The sequence below is a fragment of the Paraglaciecola sp. 20A4 genome, from assembly GCF_011378905.1.
GTDB lineage: Bacteria > Pseudomonadota > Gammaproteobacteria > Enterobacterales > Alteromonadaceae > Paraglaciecola.
In genome coordinates this window covers 1-17,636 of record NZ_WTPY01000006.1, presented here as the reverse complement: position 1 = coordinate 17,636, position 17,636 = coordinate 1, and the positions used below count along the sequence as shown (strand labels likewise).

The 17,636-nt window shown below is 44.3% G+C and carries 11 protein-coding genes; 9 read left to right on the top strand and 2 right to left on the bottom strand.

The annotated features are described in order from the left end of the window. Positions 1 to 78 precede the first annotated feature (78 nt). Positions 79 to 2,349 carry a TonB-dependent receptor gene (locus GQS54_RS08415; protein WP_240919870.1) on the top strand — a complete coding sequence of 757 codons (2,271 nt, stop codon included), beginning with the start codon at positions 79 to 81 and terminating at the stop codon, positions 2,347 to 2,349. A 590-nt stretch (positions 2,350 to 2,939) separates the two neighbouring features. Continuing rightward, the gene (locus GQS54_RS08410; RefSeq protein WP_166423558.1) at positions 2,940 to 4,241 is read left to right on the top strand and encodes a YHYH protein; all 1,302 of its coding nucleotides are present in this window, start codon (positions 2,940 to 2,942) and stop codon (positions 4,239 to 4,241) included. Between the two features lie 206 nt (positions 4,242 to 4,447). Here GQS54_RS08410 and GQS54_RS23240 read toward each other — a convergent pair whose 3' ends face one another. Together GQS54_RS23240 and GQS54_RS23235 are read right to left on the bottom strand one after the other, a co-directional pair. Beyond that, the gene (locus tag GQS54_RS23240; RefSeq protein ID WP_346766562.1) at positions 4,448 to 4,879 is read right to left on the bottom strand and encodes a membrane dipeptidase; all 432 of its coding nucleotides are present in this window, start codon (positions 4,877 to 4,879) and stop codon (positions 4,448 to 4,450) included. Positions 4,880 to 4,974: 95 nt separating this feature from the next. Continuing rightward, positions 4,975 to 5,196 (bottom strand): hypothetical protein, encoded by a 222-nt coding sequence (locus GQS54_RS23235; RefSeq protein ID WP_240919869.1) that lies wholly within the window; start codon positions 5,194 to 5,196, stop codon positions 4,975 to 4,977. A 212-nt stretch (positions 5,197 to 5,408) separates the two neighbouring features. Here GQS54_RS23235 and GQS54_RS08400 point away from each other — a divergent pair, with 212 nt between their 5' ends. The 7 genes from GQS54_RS08400 (at position 5,409) to GQS54_RS08370 (ending at position 17,441) form a co-directional block, all read left to right on the top strand. Further along, positions 5,409 to 6,569: a DUF1887 family CARF protein gene (locus tag GQS54_RS08400; RefSeq protein WP_166423557.1), complete on the top strand. Its 1,161-nt coding sequence runs from the start codon at positions 5,409 to 5,411 to the stop codon at positions 6,567 to 6,569. Positions 6,570 to 6,974: 405 nt separating this feature from the next. After that, positions 6,975 to 7,874 (top strand): hypothetical protein, encoded by a 900-nt coding sequence (locus GQS54_RS08395; RefSeq protein ID WP_166423556.1) that lies wholly within the window; start codon positions 6,975 to 6,977, stop codon positions 7,872 to 7,874. After that, positions 7,861 to 10,245: a hypothetical protein gene (locus GQS54_RS08390; protein WP_166423555.1), complete on the top strand. Its 2,385-nt coding sequence runs from the start codon at positions 7,861 to 7,863 to the stop codon at positions 10,243 to 10,245. Before GQS54_RS08395 ends, GQS54_RS08390 begins: the two co-directional genes overlap by 14 nt. 3 nt (positions 10,246 to 10,248) lie before the next feature. After that, positions 10,249 to 12,078, top strand: coding sequence for a hypothetical protein (locus GQS54_RS08385; protein WP_166423554.1), 1,830 nt, complete (start codon positions 10,249 to 10,251; stop codon positions 12,076 to 12,078). A gap of 2 nt (positions 12,079 to 12,080) precedes the next feature. Further along, complete coding sequence (locus GQS54_RS08380; RefSeq protein ID WP_166423553.1) at positions 12,081 to 13,844, top strand: RAMP superfamily CRISPR-associated protein; 1,764 nt, start codon at positions 12,081 to 12,083, stop codon at positions 13,842 to 13,844. After that, positions 13,841 to 15,343 (top strand): RAMP superfamily CRISPR-associated protein, encoded by a 1,503-nt coding sequence (locus tag GQS54_RS08375; protein WP_166423552.1) that lies wholly within the window; start codon positions 13,841 to 13,843, stop codon positions 15,341 to 15,343. The genes GQS54_RS08380 and GQS54_RS08375 overlap by 4 nt, the downstream gene beginning before the upstream one ends. Next, positions 15,336 to 17,441 carry an RAMP superfamily CRISPR-associated protein gene (locus tag GQS54_RS08370; RefSeq protein ID WP_166423551.1) on the top strand — a complete coding sequence of 702 codons (2,106 nt, stop codon included), beginning with the start codon at positions 15,336 to 15,338 and terminating at the stop codon, positions 17,439 to 17,441. Before GQS54_RS08375 ends, GQS54_RS08370 begins: the two co-directional genes overlap by 8 nt. Positions 17,442 to 17,636 lie beyond the last annotated feature (195 nt).

The following is a 17,636-nucleotide window of genomic DNA, read 5'->3' as shown; positions in this document are numbered from 1 at the left end:
GATTGCAAAATACCAATTGCAATCGTTTGCATTTTTACATATCGTTTACAACACACTAGAAAACGGATGGTTATATACATGAATTTAACAACACACAAACAGCACTCTCTTGCCATTGGCGTTGCACTAGCACTAGTGCTACCAAACACCGCGTTGGCACAACAAGAAGCCGAGCAACAAAAACCAGATGAGAATAATTTTATAGAACAAATCGTTGTGACAGGTAGTGCCAGCGGTACGGCTGTACGTAAAGTCGAAGCCAGTTATGCCACAACCCTTATTAGCGCCGCAGACATTAAAAAACTTGCCCCTAAGAGCACAGCGGATTTATTTAAAGCCATACCTGGCGTATGGGCTGAAAGCTCTGGTGGTGTAGCGGGTGCTAATGTATTTGTACGTGGTTTTCCGGGTGGCGGCGACGCGCCATTTTTAACCTTGCAAGTCCAAGGCGTGCCGATTTTCCCGCCTTCTACATTGTCGTTTTTAGAGAATTCATCTTTGTTTCGTATTGACGAAACTATTGAAATTGTTGATGCCTTACGTGGTGGTCCTGCTTCTGTTGTGTCCAGCGGACAACCCGGGTTAACCACTAACTTCTTACTTAAAGAAGGGTCTGATGAAACCGAAGGCTCAATCAAATATTCAACCTCAGATTACGACTTACAGCGGATAGATGCGGTGGTGTCAGGCAAACTAGCGGAAGATCTGTATTTTATGTTTGGTGGCTATGTACAGCAAAGTCCGGGCATTCGTGATGCTGGTTTCAACTCTGAAAAAGGTAATCAGTTCACCCTAAACATCACAAAAGTATTAGACAATGGTAAAATTAACTTCTTCACCCGTAGCACCGATGATCACGGCGCATGGTACTTGCCTACCCCTTTGATTGAAGGAGTTGACAATAATTACACTCAATTAGGCACCTTAAATCGCCAAGCGACCATCCAATACGGTCCTGATGGCACATCTGAATCAGTTGATTTTGGTGAAGGTCGCGGCTGGAAAGGCACGGTTACTGGCGGTAGCGTCAACTTAGAATTTGGCGAAGGTTGGACATTCGTTGACCGCTTCGCTCACCTTTCAGGTGATGCAGATACTTTGGGGTTAGTGCCAAATGGTGATCCAGCGTTATTATCAAGCGTGGCAGACAACGGCGTGTCCGCAACCGGCGCCGTCACAGGTGATATATATGACGGCGACACTCTCGTTCAGCAAGTTGGTCGTTGGGTTGTGCGCAAAGACATAGAGTCATTCACCAATGATGTAGCGATCACCAAACAAACAGAAAAATTTAAGGCATCTTTAGGATTATATGTAGCGAATTTTTCATCCGATGATTGGTGGAGCATAGGTAATCAGTCATATCATGTTATTCGCCCGGGCGGAGAAAACCTAACAGGTATCGCATGTAATGATAGCCAAGATAGCTGCGACTGGAACTACGACATAAATGCTACTGGCGATGGCACGACTAAAGCCATTTACGCGGCGTTCGAATATAAGTTAAGCGATACAATTACCGCAGACGTAGGGGTGCGCGATGAAAACCACACCATCGACTATACGGTAGATGAAGGTTTAGACGGCGTTATCACCAAAGCCGTGCAATATGACGAATCTGATGTGGCGTTTACCGCTGGGGTAAACTGGCAGATACAGCGTGAACAAGGAATATTTTTACGCTACAGCGAAGGGAGTAAAATGCCCTACTTCGATGATTTACGTGAAAGCTTCGATAGTTTCTCTGCTGGTGACGATTTGATCATCGACGTAACGCAATTAGAATTGGGTTACAAATTAGCCCAATCTAATTACACCCTATACGCCACGGGTTTTTATAACGAAGTGGAAGGTGATCGTTTTCAAACCGTTCCAGGTGCACCGGTACAAACCCTGACCAACGAAGCATTCGGTGTTGAAATAGACGCGAATTACTTTGCTGACAACGGCTTTTCTCTTTCGCTGAATTCGACTATTCAAGAAACTGAAATTACTGCAAGCCCCACCAATAAAGGTAATGAAGCTCAACGTCAGCCAGGTTGGCAAGTACGCTTAACACCCAGCTACGATTTTGAATTTAAAGACTTCTTTGCCACCCTATACGGCACCGTTTCTATGGTAGATGACCGATATGCCAACAATGAAAACACCGTCGTATTAGATGGATACGAAAAATTCGACATCGGATTAATATTACAAGGTGACTCAGGGTTAACGTTCGAGTTGGCGGTGCAAAACATCACCGACGAAGACGCATTAACCGAAGGCGACCCACGAAGCCCAAATGCACCCAATGGCCGTTATATTCTACCGAGAACCGCCACTTTTAGCGTCAGCTATGTATTTTAAAACAGGTTAAGTGAATTAAAAAAGCGCGTTGTGCCCAGAGCATTACGCGCTTTTTTTTCCTTTATGTTACCGCTTAAATAATATTGTGGGCTGCAATGACTAGCTGTACATCGCTATCATTGATAGCCCAGTTACAAAGAGCAGCACGAATGATAGGCTCCCCTTGCCATGCGCCTGGTGTCAATAAAATCTAATCAGTCAGCGAGTTGCCTTGCCTGACGCATGTTTGCCTTTATATTGCCAGTCACGCCCTTTTTACCGTAAGCCAATAACGTGCCCAAACGGGAGATACGCGAAAACGCGAGGGAATTATAAACGCCCAAAGACATATACCACAGGGTGTTTTCTGGACTGGCCAAATACGGTGTATTCGCTTCACAACACTGGGCTAATTAAGTATAGGAAAACCGCGTAACATATCTGCACTAATTCTGCACACTTGATAACTAAGCAGCATAAAAAATTACGTTATAATCCTCCTATCAGCAAACTGAACCAATAACCGAACTTATGTTTACATTAGCGCAGACGTGGGTTCGCTAATTCGTCTCTTTGAGGCCAAACCAACTCGTGTTATCACAAGGTAATGTATGACAAGCCGTCAATTATTAAACGCTATGAATATCCCGTTCACACGCTCAGGCAAAAACGTATTTACTAGAGCAGGTAAAATGGTATTCGTCGCACTGAGCGCCCCCTTATGGTTATCCGCCTGTGGCGGTGAAAGCACCAGTACCGAAGCACCCTATTCAGCAAAGATCACCAATGCGTCGCAAGTGGATATAAACTTATTTAGCTTAAACGCCTTGGCTAAACAACCAGAAATTGTTGACTGTACCTTAGAAAATGGCGATGACGCCCAGTGTGCAAAACTGGTAGTAAAGTATCTACCTGATGATATGGATATAGGGCCATTTTGTCCTAAAACGTTAGATGATAAAGGCGGCATATGGGATTGGGATGGCACTAAGGCAGGTCTATACCGGCTAGATAAAGCCTTTTTCACCATGTTAAATAATCAAGGCTATACCTTTTATGACGAAGACGGCACCGTGCATACAGTGGATAACGCAACGTCAAAACCCACAGTCGATCATGCCTGCATTCAGGTATCAGAAGATCAAGACGTTATAATCACCCTGCTTATCCCCACCACCCCAGTTATGGCGCAAAAAACCACACGTTTAGGCGTAGTATCAAAAGTGGGCATTGCGCTGGCTGGTGTGCCAATATTTTCTGATGCCCCCAGTGTAAAGCAAACAGGTCACTTACCAGCCCTTGATACCTGTGCTGGTCACGTCGACCCAGGCGGCTGGTATCACTATCACGGCACTTCAAGTGATATCGATACCGTGTATGCCCATGCACACGTTGACGCCAACTGTACTAACCTAGCCCAAGACCCTGCAGCGCTGTTTGGCTATGCGTTTGACGGCGTGCCCATTTACGGCAGCATTGATGCAAATAACGTGATTCCTACCGATATAGATGAATGTAACGGCCACACTGGAGTCATCGGTGATAGTGATATCAGTGCTTATCACTATCATTCAAGCAATGAGTTTCCTAACTTGCCCAAATGCCTCAAAGGTGTGGTAGCAAAGAATAACTTTTCGACCACTGCGCAAGCAGGTGTGGGTGCTCATCCACCAGCGGGGACCAAAATCACGCGTAACGAACCACCAGGAGGCGGCAGTCAACGCCCAGGTAATATGGCTCCTCCGGGGTTTGAACAAGCCGCAGAAAAACTTGGGGTTTCACAACAGAAATTGATGCAAGCGATGCGTGATGCTGGCGGCCCAGAAGCAGATTTGACGATTGTTGCCGATGCGTTAAACGTTAGCGAAGCTGCATTAAAATCCGCCCTACCAGATCGCCAAAGGAGTTGGTAGCAAAGCGTTGATGATGTTTAAGTGCTTAGGCCTAAGCTAACAGCCACTCACGCGTTACTGTCACAAGAGCAGCAAAAGTAGTAAGTACAGTGATAGCTGCGATAGAAAAGCGCTGCTATCACTGCACTCGCTAGGGTAATATCGTGCAATTTGGCGGTATCAAACCCTGTGGTTACGTAACCATCAAAATCTGAACCTAAGCCGATCTACGCAACCCCAATCAAAATAGCGACATAGCTTGTTGCTCTAATGAACGGCTTGGGTGGTCGGTCAAAAAACACACGGCCCCAGTAACCAAGCCCAACAACACTGACGTTTTCCGCAATTTTTAAAAATTGTGCATCGGTTAAATTTATTACGCCCAGACACGTTCTCTGCACACCAGTATGAGACACCGCTAACGGTTTACTTAACATTGACAACACGTCATTGATGGCACTTGGCGAAAGATGGCCTAAATCAATCACGATACCATGCTGCACCATACGTTTAAAAACCTGACGACCCAATAGCGTTAAACCATCTTTGTTTAATCCATGCGCACAGCCTGCCACTTCATTATCAAAGAAATGCGTTAACCCCATCATTCGGTTACCTGCTTTAAATAAATCATCGAGGTTCGCTAAATCTCCCTCAATGCCGTGTAACCCTTCAACAGCCAGTAAGCCAAGTACGCACTGGCCAACGTTGCAGGATCATCAGCAGTGTAGCCATGATCATGTCGCTCAAGTAATTAGCGGTTCCAAAGCAGACTGACTTCATGCATAACAACGATGGTAAGAGTTTGGTGAAACGCAGCGTTTTCGGCTGATACCTTAGGCAAATTCACAGCTACCACCGCATTATTTTTATTATCATTATACTTAGGGCCAACGACAAACACGATAGCCAGCCCAAGCACAGCGATACATAACAGCGTCAAAAGGCTCGTTTTGAAGAGTTTACCCAATCTCATAAATGGCCCACATTCCCTGTTTCAGTGACGCTACGTTGTTGAATAAAATAAATTTTTAATCAAGGTTAAATTACTTGCCCTGTTCAAATTTTCCGAGATTCAGCAATATGTTTTCCCTTAACGATCTAGAAAAAAGGAAAGAATATTGCATTTAAATTCGATTAAACGTTAATATTAAACTATTGAAGTTTATTCACATTTGGACGTGAATCATGATGTCTCAGTCTCAAGTAACCCATGTATGCCTGTTCGATGAACATGCAATTTCCACGCTTAGCCCCATTGTTGACCCATCAATACCCAGTCAGAAAGTGGTCATTGCTGCTTGTGATGAGTATCAGTCACAATGTGAACAGATAATTAAACTCGCAAAAAGTCGTGGTGCGCAAGCTCAATATTGGTCGCTTCCACATACATCAAACACCCTTGAGCTGAAAAAGTCGTTTAAGCTATTGTTCGAACATGCATCAGCAGAATCAAATACCGTTTGGTTTAATGCCAGTAATGGCGCACGCTTCTATGTTCTTGTTGCGGTAGATGTGGCCAAAAGCCTTAATATACCAATTTACGTTGTTGAGCCAAAAAGTGATTGTTTACACTGGATCCACCCAGACAACCAAAACCCCGTCCCTATACAAGACAAGTTAAAACTTCACGAATATTTTGCTTTACATAATGCTCGTTTGACTCGGCAGCAAAACAAGCAAGGTATTTCCCTCAATAAAAGACAACTTGGCGCCCAATGGGCGGCACAATGTAAAAGCCTGAGTCACTCATTAGCCAGTTTAAATTACTTAGCTTTCACAGCTAATAGTGAAAGTCTAACAAGCGACCCTTTACCTAAAAAACTACTCAAAGACCTTAATCTAAGTAATATGTTAGCTGATTTATCAGACAACAATATGCTCACTGTGACACCCGATAACCGGTTGAGTTTTACCGACGCCAGCACAAAATTCTTCTGCAGTGGTGGATGGTTAGAAGAGTACGTATACGGTTTACTGGTAGGTCTACGAAAAGAAATCCCAACCATACAAAACGATGCTCACAGCGCAGAAATAGAACGAATGGTGAATGGCGAAATCGTCAAAAATGAACTCGACGTAGTCGCTCTGGTTAACAACAAACTCCATATAATTGAATGTAAAACCAACCGCACAAAAAACGGTTCAGATACTAATACCTTATACAAGCTTGACTCCCTAAGTGAGGTTTTAGGGGGTATAGAAGGGCGCGCGGCATTGGTTACATTCGATAAAATAACACCTGCAGCAAGTGCTCGCGCAATAGAATTAAACATCAGTGTTTTCGGCCCGAATCAATTAGGTAATTTACGCGATCATTTAGCAACTTGGTTAAAGGCCAGTGGGTAACCCTGCACGATGTTTTTGCTCGAGTGCCTTAATAATCTGAGACAAGCGTCATTTCGATTTAGATTATATTTATCAAGTAAACACCTTCACTAATATGCAGATGCGAACAAATTGAATTTATTGAATAAATACTTTAATTTTTCGTCTTATAAAAATAAGAATATAAGCCTCATCAAGGACGACGATGCAATTAACCGTTTACCACACTTTTTTTAAAACACAATCGCGTCACATTAACTTAGTTGTCAGCAAAACCTGCCATCAACGCCCTTTGAACATTCAATTATTGCATCTGTTTTGGCGAAACTCGCCTGGATATCTCTTGCCCTCAAAAATGGCAATAATATGTGCCTTCGTTCATTTGTCGAGTCTTGCTCGCATAATATACTCTGGAAAATCTAACTCATGACACTTAACGTATTGGACCGTGAGCAAATCACACTTTACTGCCCTCAAAACGACTTAGAAGCAGTGAGCATTATTGCGATTGCCGAAAGGTTAAGCATTGATGTAATAAAAGGCCCGAATAAATGGGGTGTGACACTGGATGACGCTATCGACAAACTAATGAACGCTTCACTCAAGGCCAATCTTATTGTAATCGAAATGCCAGGTGCGCAAGCCACCAATACGCTGCAAGAACGTGGTATAAACGTTATTCATATCGATCATCATATTTACAGTAAGCATGGAGATTTAAGTCATATTCAAAGCTCTATTGAACAGTTTGCTTCTTTAATTGGCTATACACTTTCTTATGACGAACAACTAATTGCCATTAACGATCGTGATTTTATACCTGGCTTAGCAGCTCACGGATGCTCTTACCAAAAGATGCTGGAAATTCGCGAACTGGAAGCCCATGTAAGAGGAGTTGAAACAGAACGTAAAGACGCAATTCAGTGGTTAAATGCACAACCCCTTCGCACTGAGCACTTTTCATTTTTCGAAGTCCCAGAGCGTTTCGTTCAAGTTTTTGCCGAGGTCGCACAACTCCCCAGTGAAAATGACTACCTTTTAAGCCAAAGTACAAATACCTCCTTAATATTACCCAATATTTTTGTTGTTTACGGCTCTTCAGATGACCCTACTCAAATAGAAGTGTGCTGCAGCGCGACCTATGCATTCTTTTTCAAAGCATTGTCGCAACGCCCCTACAACGCGGTAACAACATGGTTTGGTGGCGGTGACAGCCATAAATTTTTTGGGGCAAGACCCAATAGCGATAACGCCAAACCAGAACTTATCTCGCTGCTTACAAAAATCAGGCATTATATTGGGGAACTAAACAATGAGCATCGATAATCGTCCGCTTGTACTAAAAGATTTAACCCTTCGCATCGCGCTAACGCTTAATGACTACGGGGATCAAAAAGACAACATTCTAAACAAGTCGCAGGACACGGGGGAAAGTACCCTACTTTTGCATATCACTGAATCAAGCGAAATAGTGAAAGCTCAAGTCACGAAGGCGTTTTATTACACTGGCAACGCTACATACCAAACCCGTTTAGCCCAAGCACAACTCACCGGGTTTGATCCTGCATTAACGAACCAAATTGAATATGCACGAGATGAAAATTGTTCAAAGCGACATGATTTAGCCTTAGAAGATAACTTGACCAACCTTTTTGATACGATTCTCCAAGAAGGTAGGCCGGTAGCCAAGTTTAGAAGTTTGTTGAACTTCAATTTTTCACACAAGAAAGAGCTAAATGGTACGGTTGACCCTATTTCCTATCGTAATATTCCAAATGAATTTCGCTACCTAATTGACAAGAAAGAGACAATAACCACAAGCAATGCTTCATTTAAGCCTAAAGACGAATCAGCAATAGAAAAATTAAAAAACCGAAGAGAACAAATTTACCGATACTTTTACCCTCGCTTTCGAGAGTCTGTCTTCACCACTAAAGAAGAGTTTGCTACAGAGCCTAAAGATAAAAAAACCAAACGTATACGCGAATATCGCTATCCGGTTTATGCCCCACCAAGCCAATCAAGCCAATCAAGGTCAGAGGCACAAGAGACACAACAACGGTTCCTGTTTAGCCTTTACACTAAAAATATAGTGACAGATTCAATTGACCTTAGGCGACCCGCTGATGTCGTATCCCACACCTATGCAAATAGCCAAAACGCAAAGGCCCAACACAATGAATGTATCGTGGCCGAAATTGCCAGTTTACGCCTATTAAATTTATACGAAAATCATCTACTTACAATCGAATATAAGCCTGCCATCGAGGATGAAGCCCTTAGCCTAATGCCAGAACTATCTTCATCACCAGAAGATGATGGCGTATACCTAGGCTGGTGGCGTGTATTGTTCAATGCGTTTGATAAAAACAAACCTATGGCGCGACAGTACTTGTTTGAAGTACAGACGTGTCGCTGGTTAGCCTTTAACAATTTAGCCCGCAATCTATACCCTTCATTTATAGAACAAAGCGACGAAAACAAAATAGCGTGGTCAGCGCTGTATCAAGAAACCCAGCAACCTAATAATGCGTCATCCACCATCACACCGATTTTACTTGTTGACCATACCTGTACCGAACGCACTAACGAATGGGTACAGAGAAAAAAAAATACCGATGAAATCGTCGATTCTCAGTTTCCTGAATTTAAAATTAAAGCCACCCCTATCGTCACCACTCTGGCCAGCTACTTTTTTAGCTCAGCTCACCAAGCAGGATCAGCGACCAACGCAAAAGAAAGGATTGAACTACATAAACCCTTAGATCCCCGCATGCATATTATGTCTAATATCGGCCTCTCGGGGGATTATCCCAAAAGCCACGGGGGTGTGCTTACCAATAAAAATACATTCGATCTAGCCAAATACATCGATAAATTTGACGACCGTGTGGGCCCGTTTACCACTATGTATAACCGAGACTTTATGGATGAACTAGCCACAAGCCAAGACTACCTGCGCTGGAAAGACATCACATACCTTGCCTCTTTTAATGAATTTGCCTGCGTCAACGTGTCATACGGATGGTTCGCAAACAATGTTATGTACTGGCATTGGACTGAAATGTACGCCTATCTTAGTAACTATTGTTTATTGGTCATTAATGTACTGCACAAAACAGCTGAAGAAATTCAGCAAAACACCAAAAAACTTCTCGATGATGAAGAGGAACACACCAATAAACCTGACAAAAGTCACCAACTGGCACCGGGTGAAGAATTCAGGCGACAGCGCCAAGACTTCATCGAGCTAATGAACCGCTTTTGGTTTACATCTGCTAGCGCAGAGCAACAACCAACAGAGATTTTTAACAAATTAAAGCAATCATTAGGGTTACAAAATGCCTTTGATGAAGTCAGAGAAAAAATCGATTGGGCGGATGAATTTATGGAATCACGTCGTGAAAAATACGCCCAAGACTACTCCAAAAGATTAACCTTAATAGCCTTAGGGTTCGCGGGGATCACGCTATTTTTAGACCTAAATTGGAATTTCTGGACCGAACTTCCCAAACTATTTCAGGCCACTAACCTTTGCCTATCAAACGGCGAAATAGCCTGTGGCTTTAACCCCATGGTGGCAAATTTTCTCTTTAAACTCGGGATATTCTTCTGCATAGGCTTTGGGGTATACAAATACATTAAACCGAGCGCGAAAAAAATCGGAAAACAAAAACTGGCAAATAAAAAGGAATAAATAATGCCTCACTACCTTATTAAAGCGGAAGCCGTCAATCTTGACGCAACATTCTCACAGTCTGACAACATCAGCATGTTTCGTGCAGCCAGCTTGACCTTAAGAGATGCCGTAAAACAACTTCACAAAAATTTTGATTGCTTAGAAAAAGTCAGTATTGGCGCGTCTATTGGCTTATTTAGCGTTGAAAACTGTACAGATATCACCCAACTCGTAAGCAAGATCAAGGCGTTTATCAACGAACATTACCGCGCTTACACCTTTGTGGTTAACGCAGTTGAAGTTGATAAAAGCAGAATATCCCTGCCAAATAGCAACCGCGAAGAAAATATTGCGCTTTTTGGCGAAGCAAAAGAAGCATTAATTACCGCTGGACGACGCGCACAATTACAGCAGTCGACCATAGCTTATGCCCCCGTAAGCGCTTTAAATAGCGCGGAGCCCGTATGCGAACTCACCCACATCCTTGTCGCTGACACCACCCTGTCTTGGCAGAACAAAGTCAATCGCCCGGTAAACAGTGAGGCCAAGAAGCGCTTCATATACGGCAAAGAAAACAAGCAACAATTCTATCGCAGTGAATTAAGTGAATTTACCCATAGTGACACAGGGCAAAAACTCGCCCCCCCAGCCATTCAGTTTACCGACAATCTTGAAGCACTCAGTGGAAATGGCCCAAATAACCAACTCAGTAATAAACTGGCTTATATCTACTTAGACGGCAACAAGTTTTCGAAACTACAGCAACTGGCGGTGCACAGTATTGATGAACAAATCCTGTTCGATAACACCATGCAAAGAAAGCGCGCACAGTTACTTCACGACTTATTACACTGGGCATCCCAAAAGCAAGATTTCAAAACACAAAATACTGACGGCAGCGAAAGCTTGCGTCTAGAAACGCTGCTTTGGGGCGGCGACGAAATGTTATTGGTCGTGCCAGCTTGGCTAGGGTTTGAAACTCTTGGCAAAATATTCGAATTAACCCAAGGTTGGCAATACAGCTTCCAAAAAAACGATACCTCCATCACCTTTCCGCTGACACACGCCGCTGGGCTGGTGTTTTGCAAAAAAGGCACCCCAGTATACCGTATGCGCAAACTAGCACGAAAACTGGCTGATAATAAAAAGCATCACGCCGTAGAATTAGATGAACATCATCACAATCTAACCTCACAAGATAGGCCTTCGCCAGAACAGAACGCGTTACCCCATGGCCTACACAATACCTTTGATTTCCTAGTATTAGAAAGTGTCGACTATGCAAATGAAAAATTAGCCCCTCACTTCGAAAAACGCTATAGCATCTTAGGTCTATATCGTAATGCGACCTTTTGCGAAGCGTTGAGTTTAACTTCGCTCGATAAGGCTAAACATAAACTTAAACTCTTATCTAAAAGTCAAGTGTACGCACTAGCAAAGGCGGCAATGCCAACTGCTAAGCCGGCAATGCCAACTGCTAAGCCGGCAATGCCAACTGCTAAGCCGGCAATGCCAACTGCTAAAGGCGACAAGTTAAAAGAAGAGTGCGCACCGTCTAGCAAACAAAAGGCTGCACTTTCAAGGGAAAAAGAGGAAAAAAAGGAACAAGACCGGATAAAAGAGCCCCTGCCGTTTATCAAACAAAAGGCGCGTTTCTGCGACATTAACGGTTTCACAGACGATCAATATAATGCATTATTGGCGACTTTTTCTCCCTTACTTATTGGCAATATAACACCTCCGGTTGATGATAATAACCGCGAATATATCCTGTATGGTCCAGAACGATTGCTTTGGGTGTTACTTACTGAAATTTGGGAATATCTATTGGCGGGTGAGGACGAAGAATAATCATGATACAACATCACATAACGTTACATTTCACCCTTCAAGGCCCAATATTAACCCAAGGTGTCGGCGGCCTTAGCCATGGGTTAGACAGCGCAGTACTACGCGACCATAAAGGCAATCCTGTATTAGCTGGTACGCTCATTAAGGGGAATTTACGCCACGGGATCCAAGAGTTACAACATATCTCTGAAAACCAGTTTGTTGACGCGACTTGGTTAACCGAGTGGTTTGGTGAAGCGTCAGCAGATGCAACACACAACGCCCCTCAGCGAGGCCGTCTTGTCTTCGACCATCATTGGCAAACCAATCACGTAGCTGAAGTCTCTGGTCAAATCAATCGGATCAAAATCAATGAACAAGGCACGGTTGAAAAAGGCTCACTGGCTTTTATTGAGTCTCCTTTTTTACCCGGTCAACTTATTACCTTTAAAGGCAATATCACCGTCAATGCCAGCCAACAAGAAGTTGACGCCCTCACTAATGTGCTCAATAAAGCCGCCCAATATCTTTTTGCTATCGGTGGCTTAAAATCAATTGGCTTTGGTAAAGTGGTAAAGGTAGATATCACTACTGGTGCTATTAGCGTTAACAAGGTTAAAGTAAAGGCCTCACAACGGGTTGACTATAGGCTCAAGTTTGATCGACCAGTGTGTTTTCCAGCATACAGCAGTGTGGGTAACCGCTTTGAATCCCAGAAGTTTGCCAGCGGCGCTGTTGTCAAAGGGGTTATCGCACAGTTAGTCAAACCCAAAACGCTATTGGCTGAGAACCTAGATGTCATTAATTTCAGCTTTTTATACCCATACAACAATGAAGGCAGAACACCACCATTGCCCCTGTCTAAAGCAGTGAACAAGCTAGGGGGCAAAGTTGATACCGCGCAGCATGCCTGCTTCGACTCAGCCAACGCCAACCTTGAAACCCCCTACATGGTCTGGGCCAGCGACTGGAAAAACGAAGCAGAAGACGTCTACGGATACACCAAGCTGCCTACCACATTAATGGTTCGCACTGGTATTGAACAGTATAGCGAGTATGCCCCTCACCTTAGGGGCAGCGCCCAAGAGAGCAACTTGTTTTCATTAGAATGTGTGCTGCACGAAACGGGTACAACAAAAGAGGGCTCACCGATTGAGTGGGGCGGAGAAATTAGCTTCACCCGCGTCCCAAAAGACAAAAGAGAACGCGTAGCCAAAGAGCTGATAGATATTCTCAGTTCCCCCTGCATCGGCCCCTTTGGCAAAACGAAAGCCATGGCCACGTTTACCGATGTGAGCAAAGGGGTGGATGAGTATTTCAGGTTTAAAAAAAACGAAGAAAGAGCAGTAATTTTAACGCTGCGCTCGCCAGCAGCGTTACACCCTTACCAAGGCGAAGCGCCCATGCCGTGCGACGATATCACAGCGCATTATCAACAGGTTTTTAATCTGTTAGCCGACAATAGTTTGCAACTCATCAGCGCCTATGTTCAGCACACCCTTAGCGGGGGGGATTATATGTGGCGCCGATATGGCCAACCAGCCCCCTATCAGCCTCAAATATTAACCGCCCCTGGCAGTGTTTTCATTTTTCAGGTCAATAAATTGCAAGCAGCCCAAAGCGTAATCAATCAGTGGATTAAGAATGGTATGCCTTCGCACCCTGAGCAAAACGGCAATGACACTACACCAGAGGGAATACAAGAAAACTGGCAGCAAAACCCATATAACCGAGGTAATGGGTACGGTGAAGTCACCGCTGAGTTACGTACAGGAGAGGCCCAATGAATACCTTGTTAATTAAAGCCCAAGCGAATATCGCTATCGTCATCGAGACGCCTCTCAGTATTGGTGATGCAGAAGTACAAGTGACTAACCATAAAGATGAAGGGGCCAGTATTGGTGATGCAGAAGTACAAGCAACTGGCCATAACGATGAAGCTAAAGCTAAAGATGAATGTTTCGCCAATACTCGCATCCTGCCAAGAGACGGTAAAAACCGCCCTTATATACCGGCCGCCTCAATTAAAGGAGCTTTGCGACAATGGCTGCTCAACGCCGAATTGCCTGAAGACAAAATAAGCCAATTACTCGGGCACTCTCTTAGTAGCAGTAAAACAGAGTTAAAAAGCGGCGCGTGCAGAGTCTACCCGGCATTTGCCGCAACAGATGTCGCGACGCAAGTTGTGACACAAAATAGCATTGACGAAATCACCGGGGCCAGCAAAGCCAACCAACTCTTCAAACGCGAATATATTTGCAGCGCTGCTCAACTCAGTTTCGAGCTACGCGCTGAATTTATCGATGGGCAGTTATGGCACGAAATGCTGTCGTTGCTGCACAAGCAAACGCTGCAAATTGGCGCGGGCAGCAAAAATGACTTTGGCCGAATCAAGCTAACCGTATGCACAAACACCGGCATGACCAAAAACGATATTAACCATTGGCTAAACCAAGAGGCCACATTAGATGACAGCATGCTCGATTTAGGGCGTGCGTTTGTCCCTAAAAAAATTGTGAACAAGGGGGTATCTATTGATTTTACGATCACCTCCCCTGACCCTATCTTAATAGCCGACCCAGTTAGACTCGCTGCAATAAAACAGAACGCAGCACACCAAAAGCCAAAAGATCAATACACGCAGTTAGACAAACACGGTCGACCCACCTTACCGGCTTCAAGCCTGCGCGGCGCTTTGCGCGCCCAATACAGACGCATAGTGCGCACCTTGCTATTGCAGCACGTGCAAGATAATCAGCGTATTGAAGAAATCGTCGAACAGGTTTGCCAACCTGTGTGGGGTGACCAACAGCACCAAGCCAATTTAAAAATGAATGATGCCACGCACCAAGGACACGCCCGCGCTCACCAACAAACGGCGATTGCCATTGACCGTTTCACTGGCGGCGCTAAAAATGGTGCCATGGCTGAACTTGAAGGCGTTATCAGCAATGCCTTTTCATTCACCATTACCCTTACCCCTAAGCTATTGCAAGAAGAATACGCCCTGCAACGAAGCATACTGCTGTTTTTATTTCGAGATATGTACGAGCAAGACATCAGCATTGGGGCGCATAAAAGCAAAGGCTTTGGTCGTCTAAGCTTTACTCTACAGACTTCGGCCTTACCTCAAAATAGCGAATTTTCGCCCAAAGTAATGAATTATCTACTCGAACTATTGCACCTTGAGCTCACGCAAATCGACGAGCACCTCAATACCCTGCTTGCAAACAAAACGGAACATACAACCCCAAAAACGCCCGACACGGAGTCAGCACATGTCTGAAGTATATAATCCTTATTATTTTGTCCCTTTCGCTGCCCAAAATCAGGCGAACCACATTGCTGCCAACAAACAAGCTTTAAAAGACAATCAGATAAGCCATGATGCTTATTACAATATGTGTGGTGATATTACCCTTACCCTTACCACTGTCACTGACGCCATTGTGGGCAATCAGCAAATAAACATTGCCAATGCAGGGCCTTTATTGCCAGAGGCACTAGTACATGACAATAAAGATGCCCGCTTTCAACTCCCTTACCTGCGCGATGGCATGCCCGCCATTGCCGGCAACAGTTTACGCGGCATGATAAGCAGCATTACCGAGGTGATAAGCGCATCGCCGCCTAGAGTACTAGACGATGAAGAGTATGTGGTACGGGAAAAAAGCCCTTCGCTAAACTATGCCATGGGGGTACTGTTAAAAGGCACAAGAGCAAACGGAACTGGCAAAGAAGAGCGTGAGGGTGAGGAAGCGCCCGAAGGCGCAGAAAAAAGTAAAGAAGAAGACGACAATGACATATGGCTGCACCCTCTAGGTATGCCGTTTGTTAATTGGGACCAAAAAACCCCAGACAACAAGCTAGAGCCCGAAAATTACGTTTTACCCCAAGCATGGCAAGACATTTTCACCTCAGAAAACGGTACTCCCTTGCAACTAAGTGAAATCATGGCAATTCGATTGCCGGGGCCAACGAGTAGAAATAGCATCACCTGTTCAAGGATCAATACTGTTAGCAGCCATACCCCAATTACGTGCGAACAAGGGGAGTGTAAACCTATTGATAGCCACACCCGTCATGCTCTAAGTGACTTTAAGGTGAACAGCGCTATACCAAAAAATCACGCAGTGCTTCACACTTGCGAAAAAAAAACGGGAAAGACTGACTTAATCAAGCGCATATTATGTAAAGGCAACTCGAATGACAGCGCCCAAAAGACCAAATACCTAGTGCGAAGAACTGATAAAAGCCAATATGCGTTCCTAGGCGATGACAAGGGCCGATTCAATGCCAAACGAATACGGCTGGATAACGCCAAGGTACTGCAGCCATACCTTCAAAAGTTTAAAAACGCCCAAGAAGGAAAATATAACAAAAAAGGGCAATTAGCTAAATTACCTATTGGCGAAATCGTGTTATTTTGCCTAGACGACGACAACCAAATAGTGCTTAAAAAGTCAGCCATGTGGCGAGAGAAACTCCAATATTCGACCCACCAGCTTCTTGCGCCAAACGAATTGCCCTATAGCCCAACACGACTCACGTTATCCCCTGCTGAGCAGCTGTTCGGCGCCATTTGCGACAGTAAAACCGACAAATCCCATTTAAGTGCATTTGCCTCTCGCTTGCGCTTTTATGATGCTATTGCCACCGCGCCACACCCCCGTTACGGCCTAGAGTATAAAAAAATGCCGCTTCAAGGCAGCCCCATGCCACCCTGCCCAGCAATGTATTTTAGCTACTCGAATGATTCTGGGAGCAACGAGCAATTTAATCAAAATGCCCCCCGCCCTAATGGCGCCAAGCGATACCTCAGGCAACCCGAACCTCAATTACATTTAACAAACATTGACGCAGGTATACCTCATGGCAGCATGGTCAAAGACAACTCTCAAGATAAAAACCAACTGAGGGTGTCACCTTTACCCTCAGGCACTGAACTAAAAGCAAAAATCAGCTTTAATAACCTTTCAAAAGACGAGTTGGGCTTACTGCTCAATGCATTAACCCCACGTAACGCACCATACGTACATCAAGTGGGCTTAGGTAAAAACCTTGGTTTGGGCCAAATTAACCTGTCGATAAGCGGCGTTAGCCTGATTAACCGGCCTCAACGCTATTCAGCCACTGGCTTGCAAAGTCCCCGCGCCAGCACTTTGAACGAGCAAGAGTTTGCACAGCTAATAAACTGCGACAAGTTAATTAACGACACGTCAATGACACAGTTGTATGCATTAAATCAAGATTACTCAACCGAAGGCGGCAAAATAGAATATCCAACACGTGATCAGCAAATTTATAAGTGGTTCGCAAAAAATAACCAACAGCGCCTGTCAACCGACCAAGATGGTAACCCAAAACCGTTAAAGTTGTTCTAAACAAGATAGCGCCATACCAGCAGGTTACATAGGGGTAAGCTTGCGCTTGCGTTGAATGTGCTTTCAACATGGTCTTAAACTACAACAATTCACATCCAATAAAAAAGCTCCCTGAGGAGTAATGCCGATCAGTTAAGAAATATTTTAGCGATCGGTTGACCGATCCTCAGAACCGTTCAAAATCCGATGAGTCAT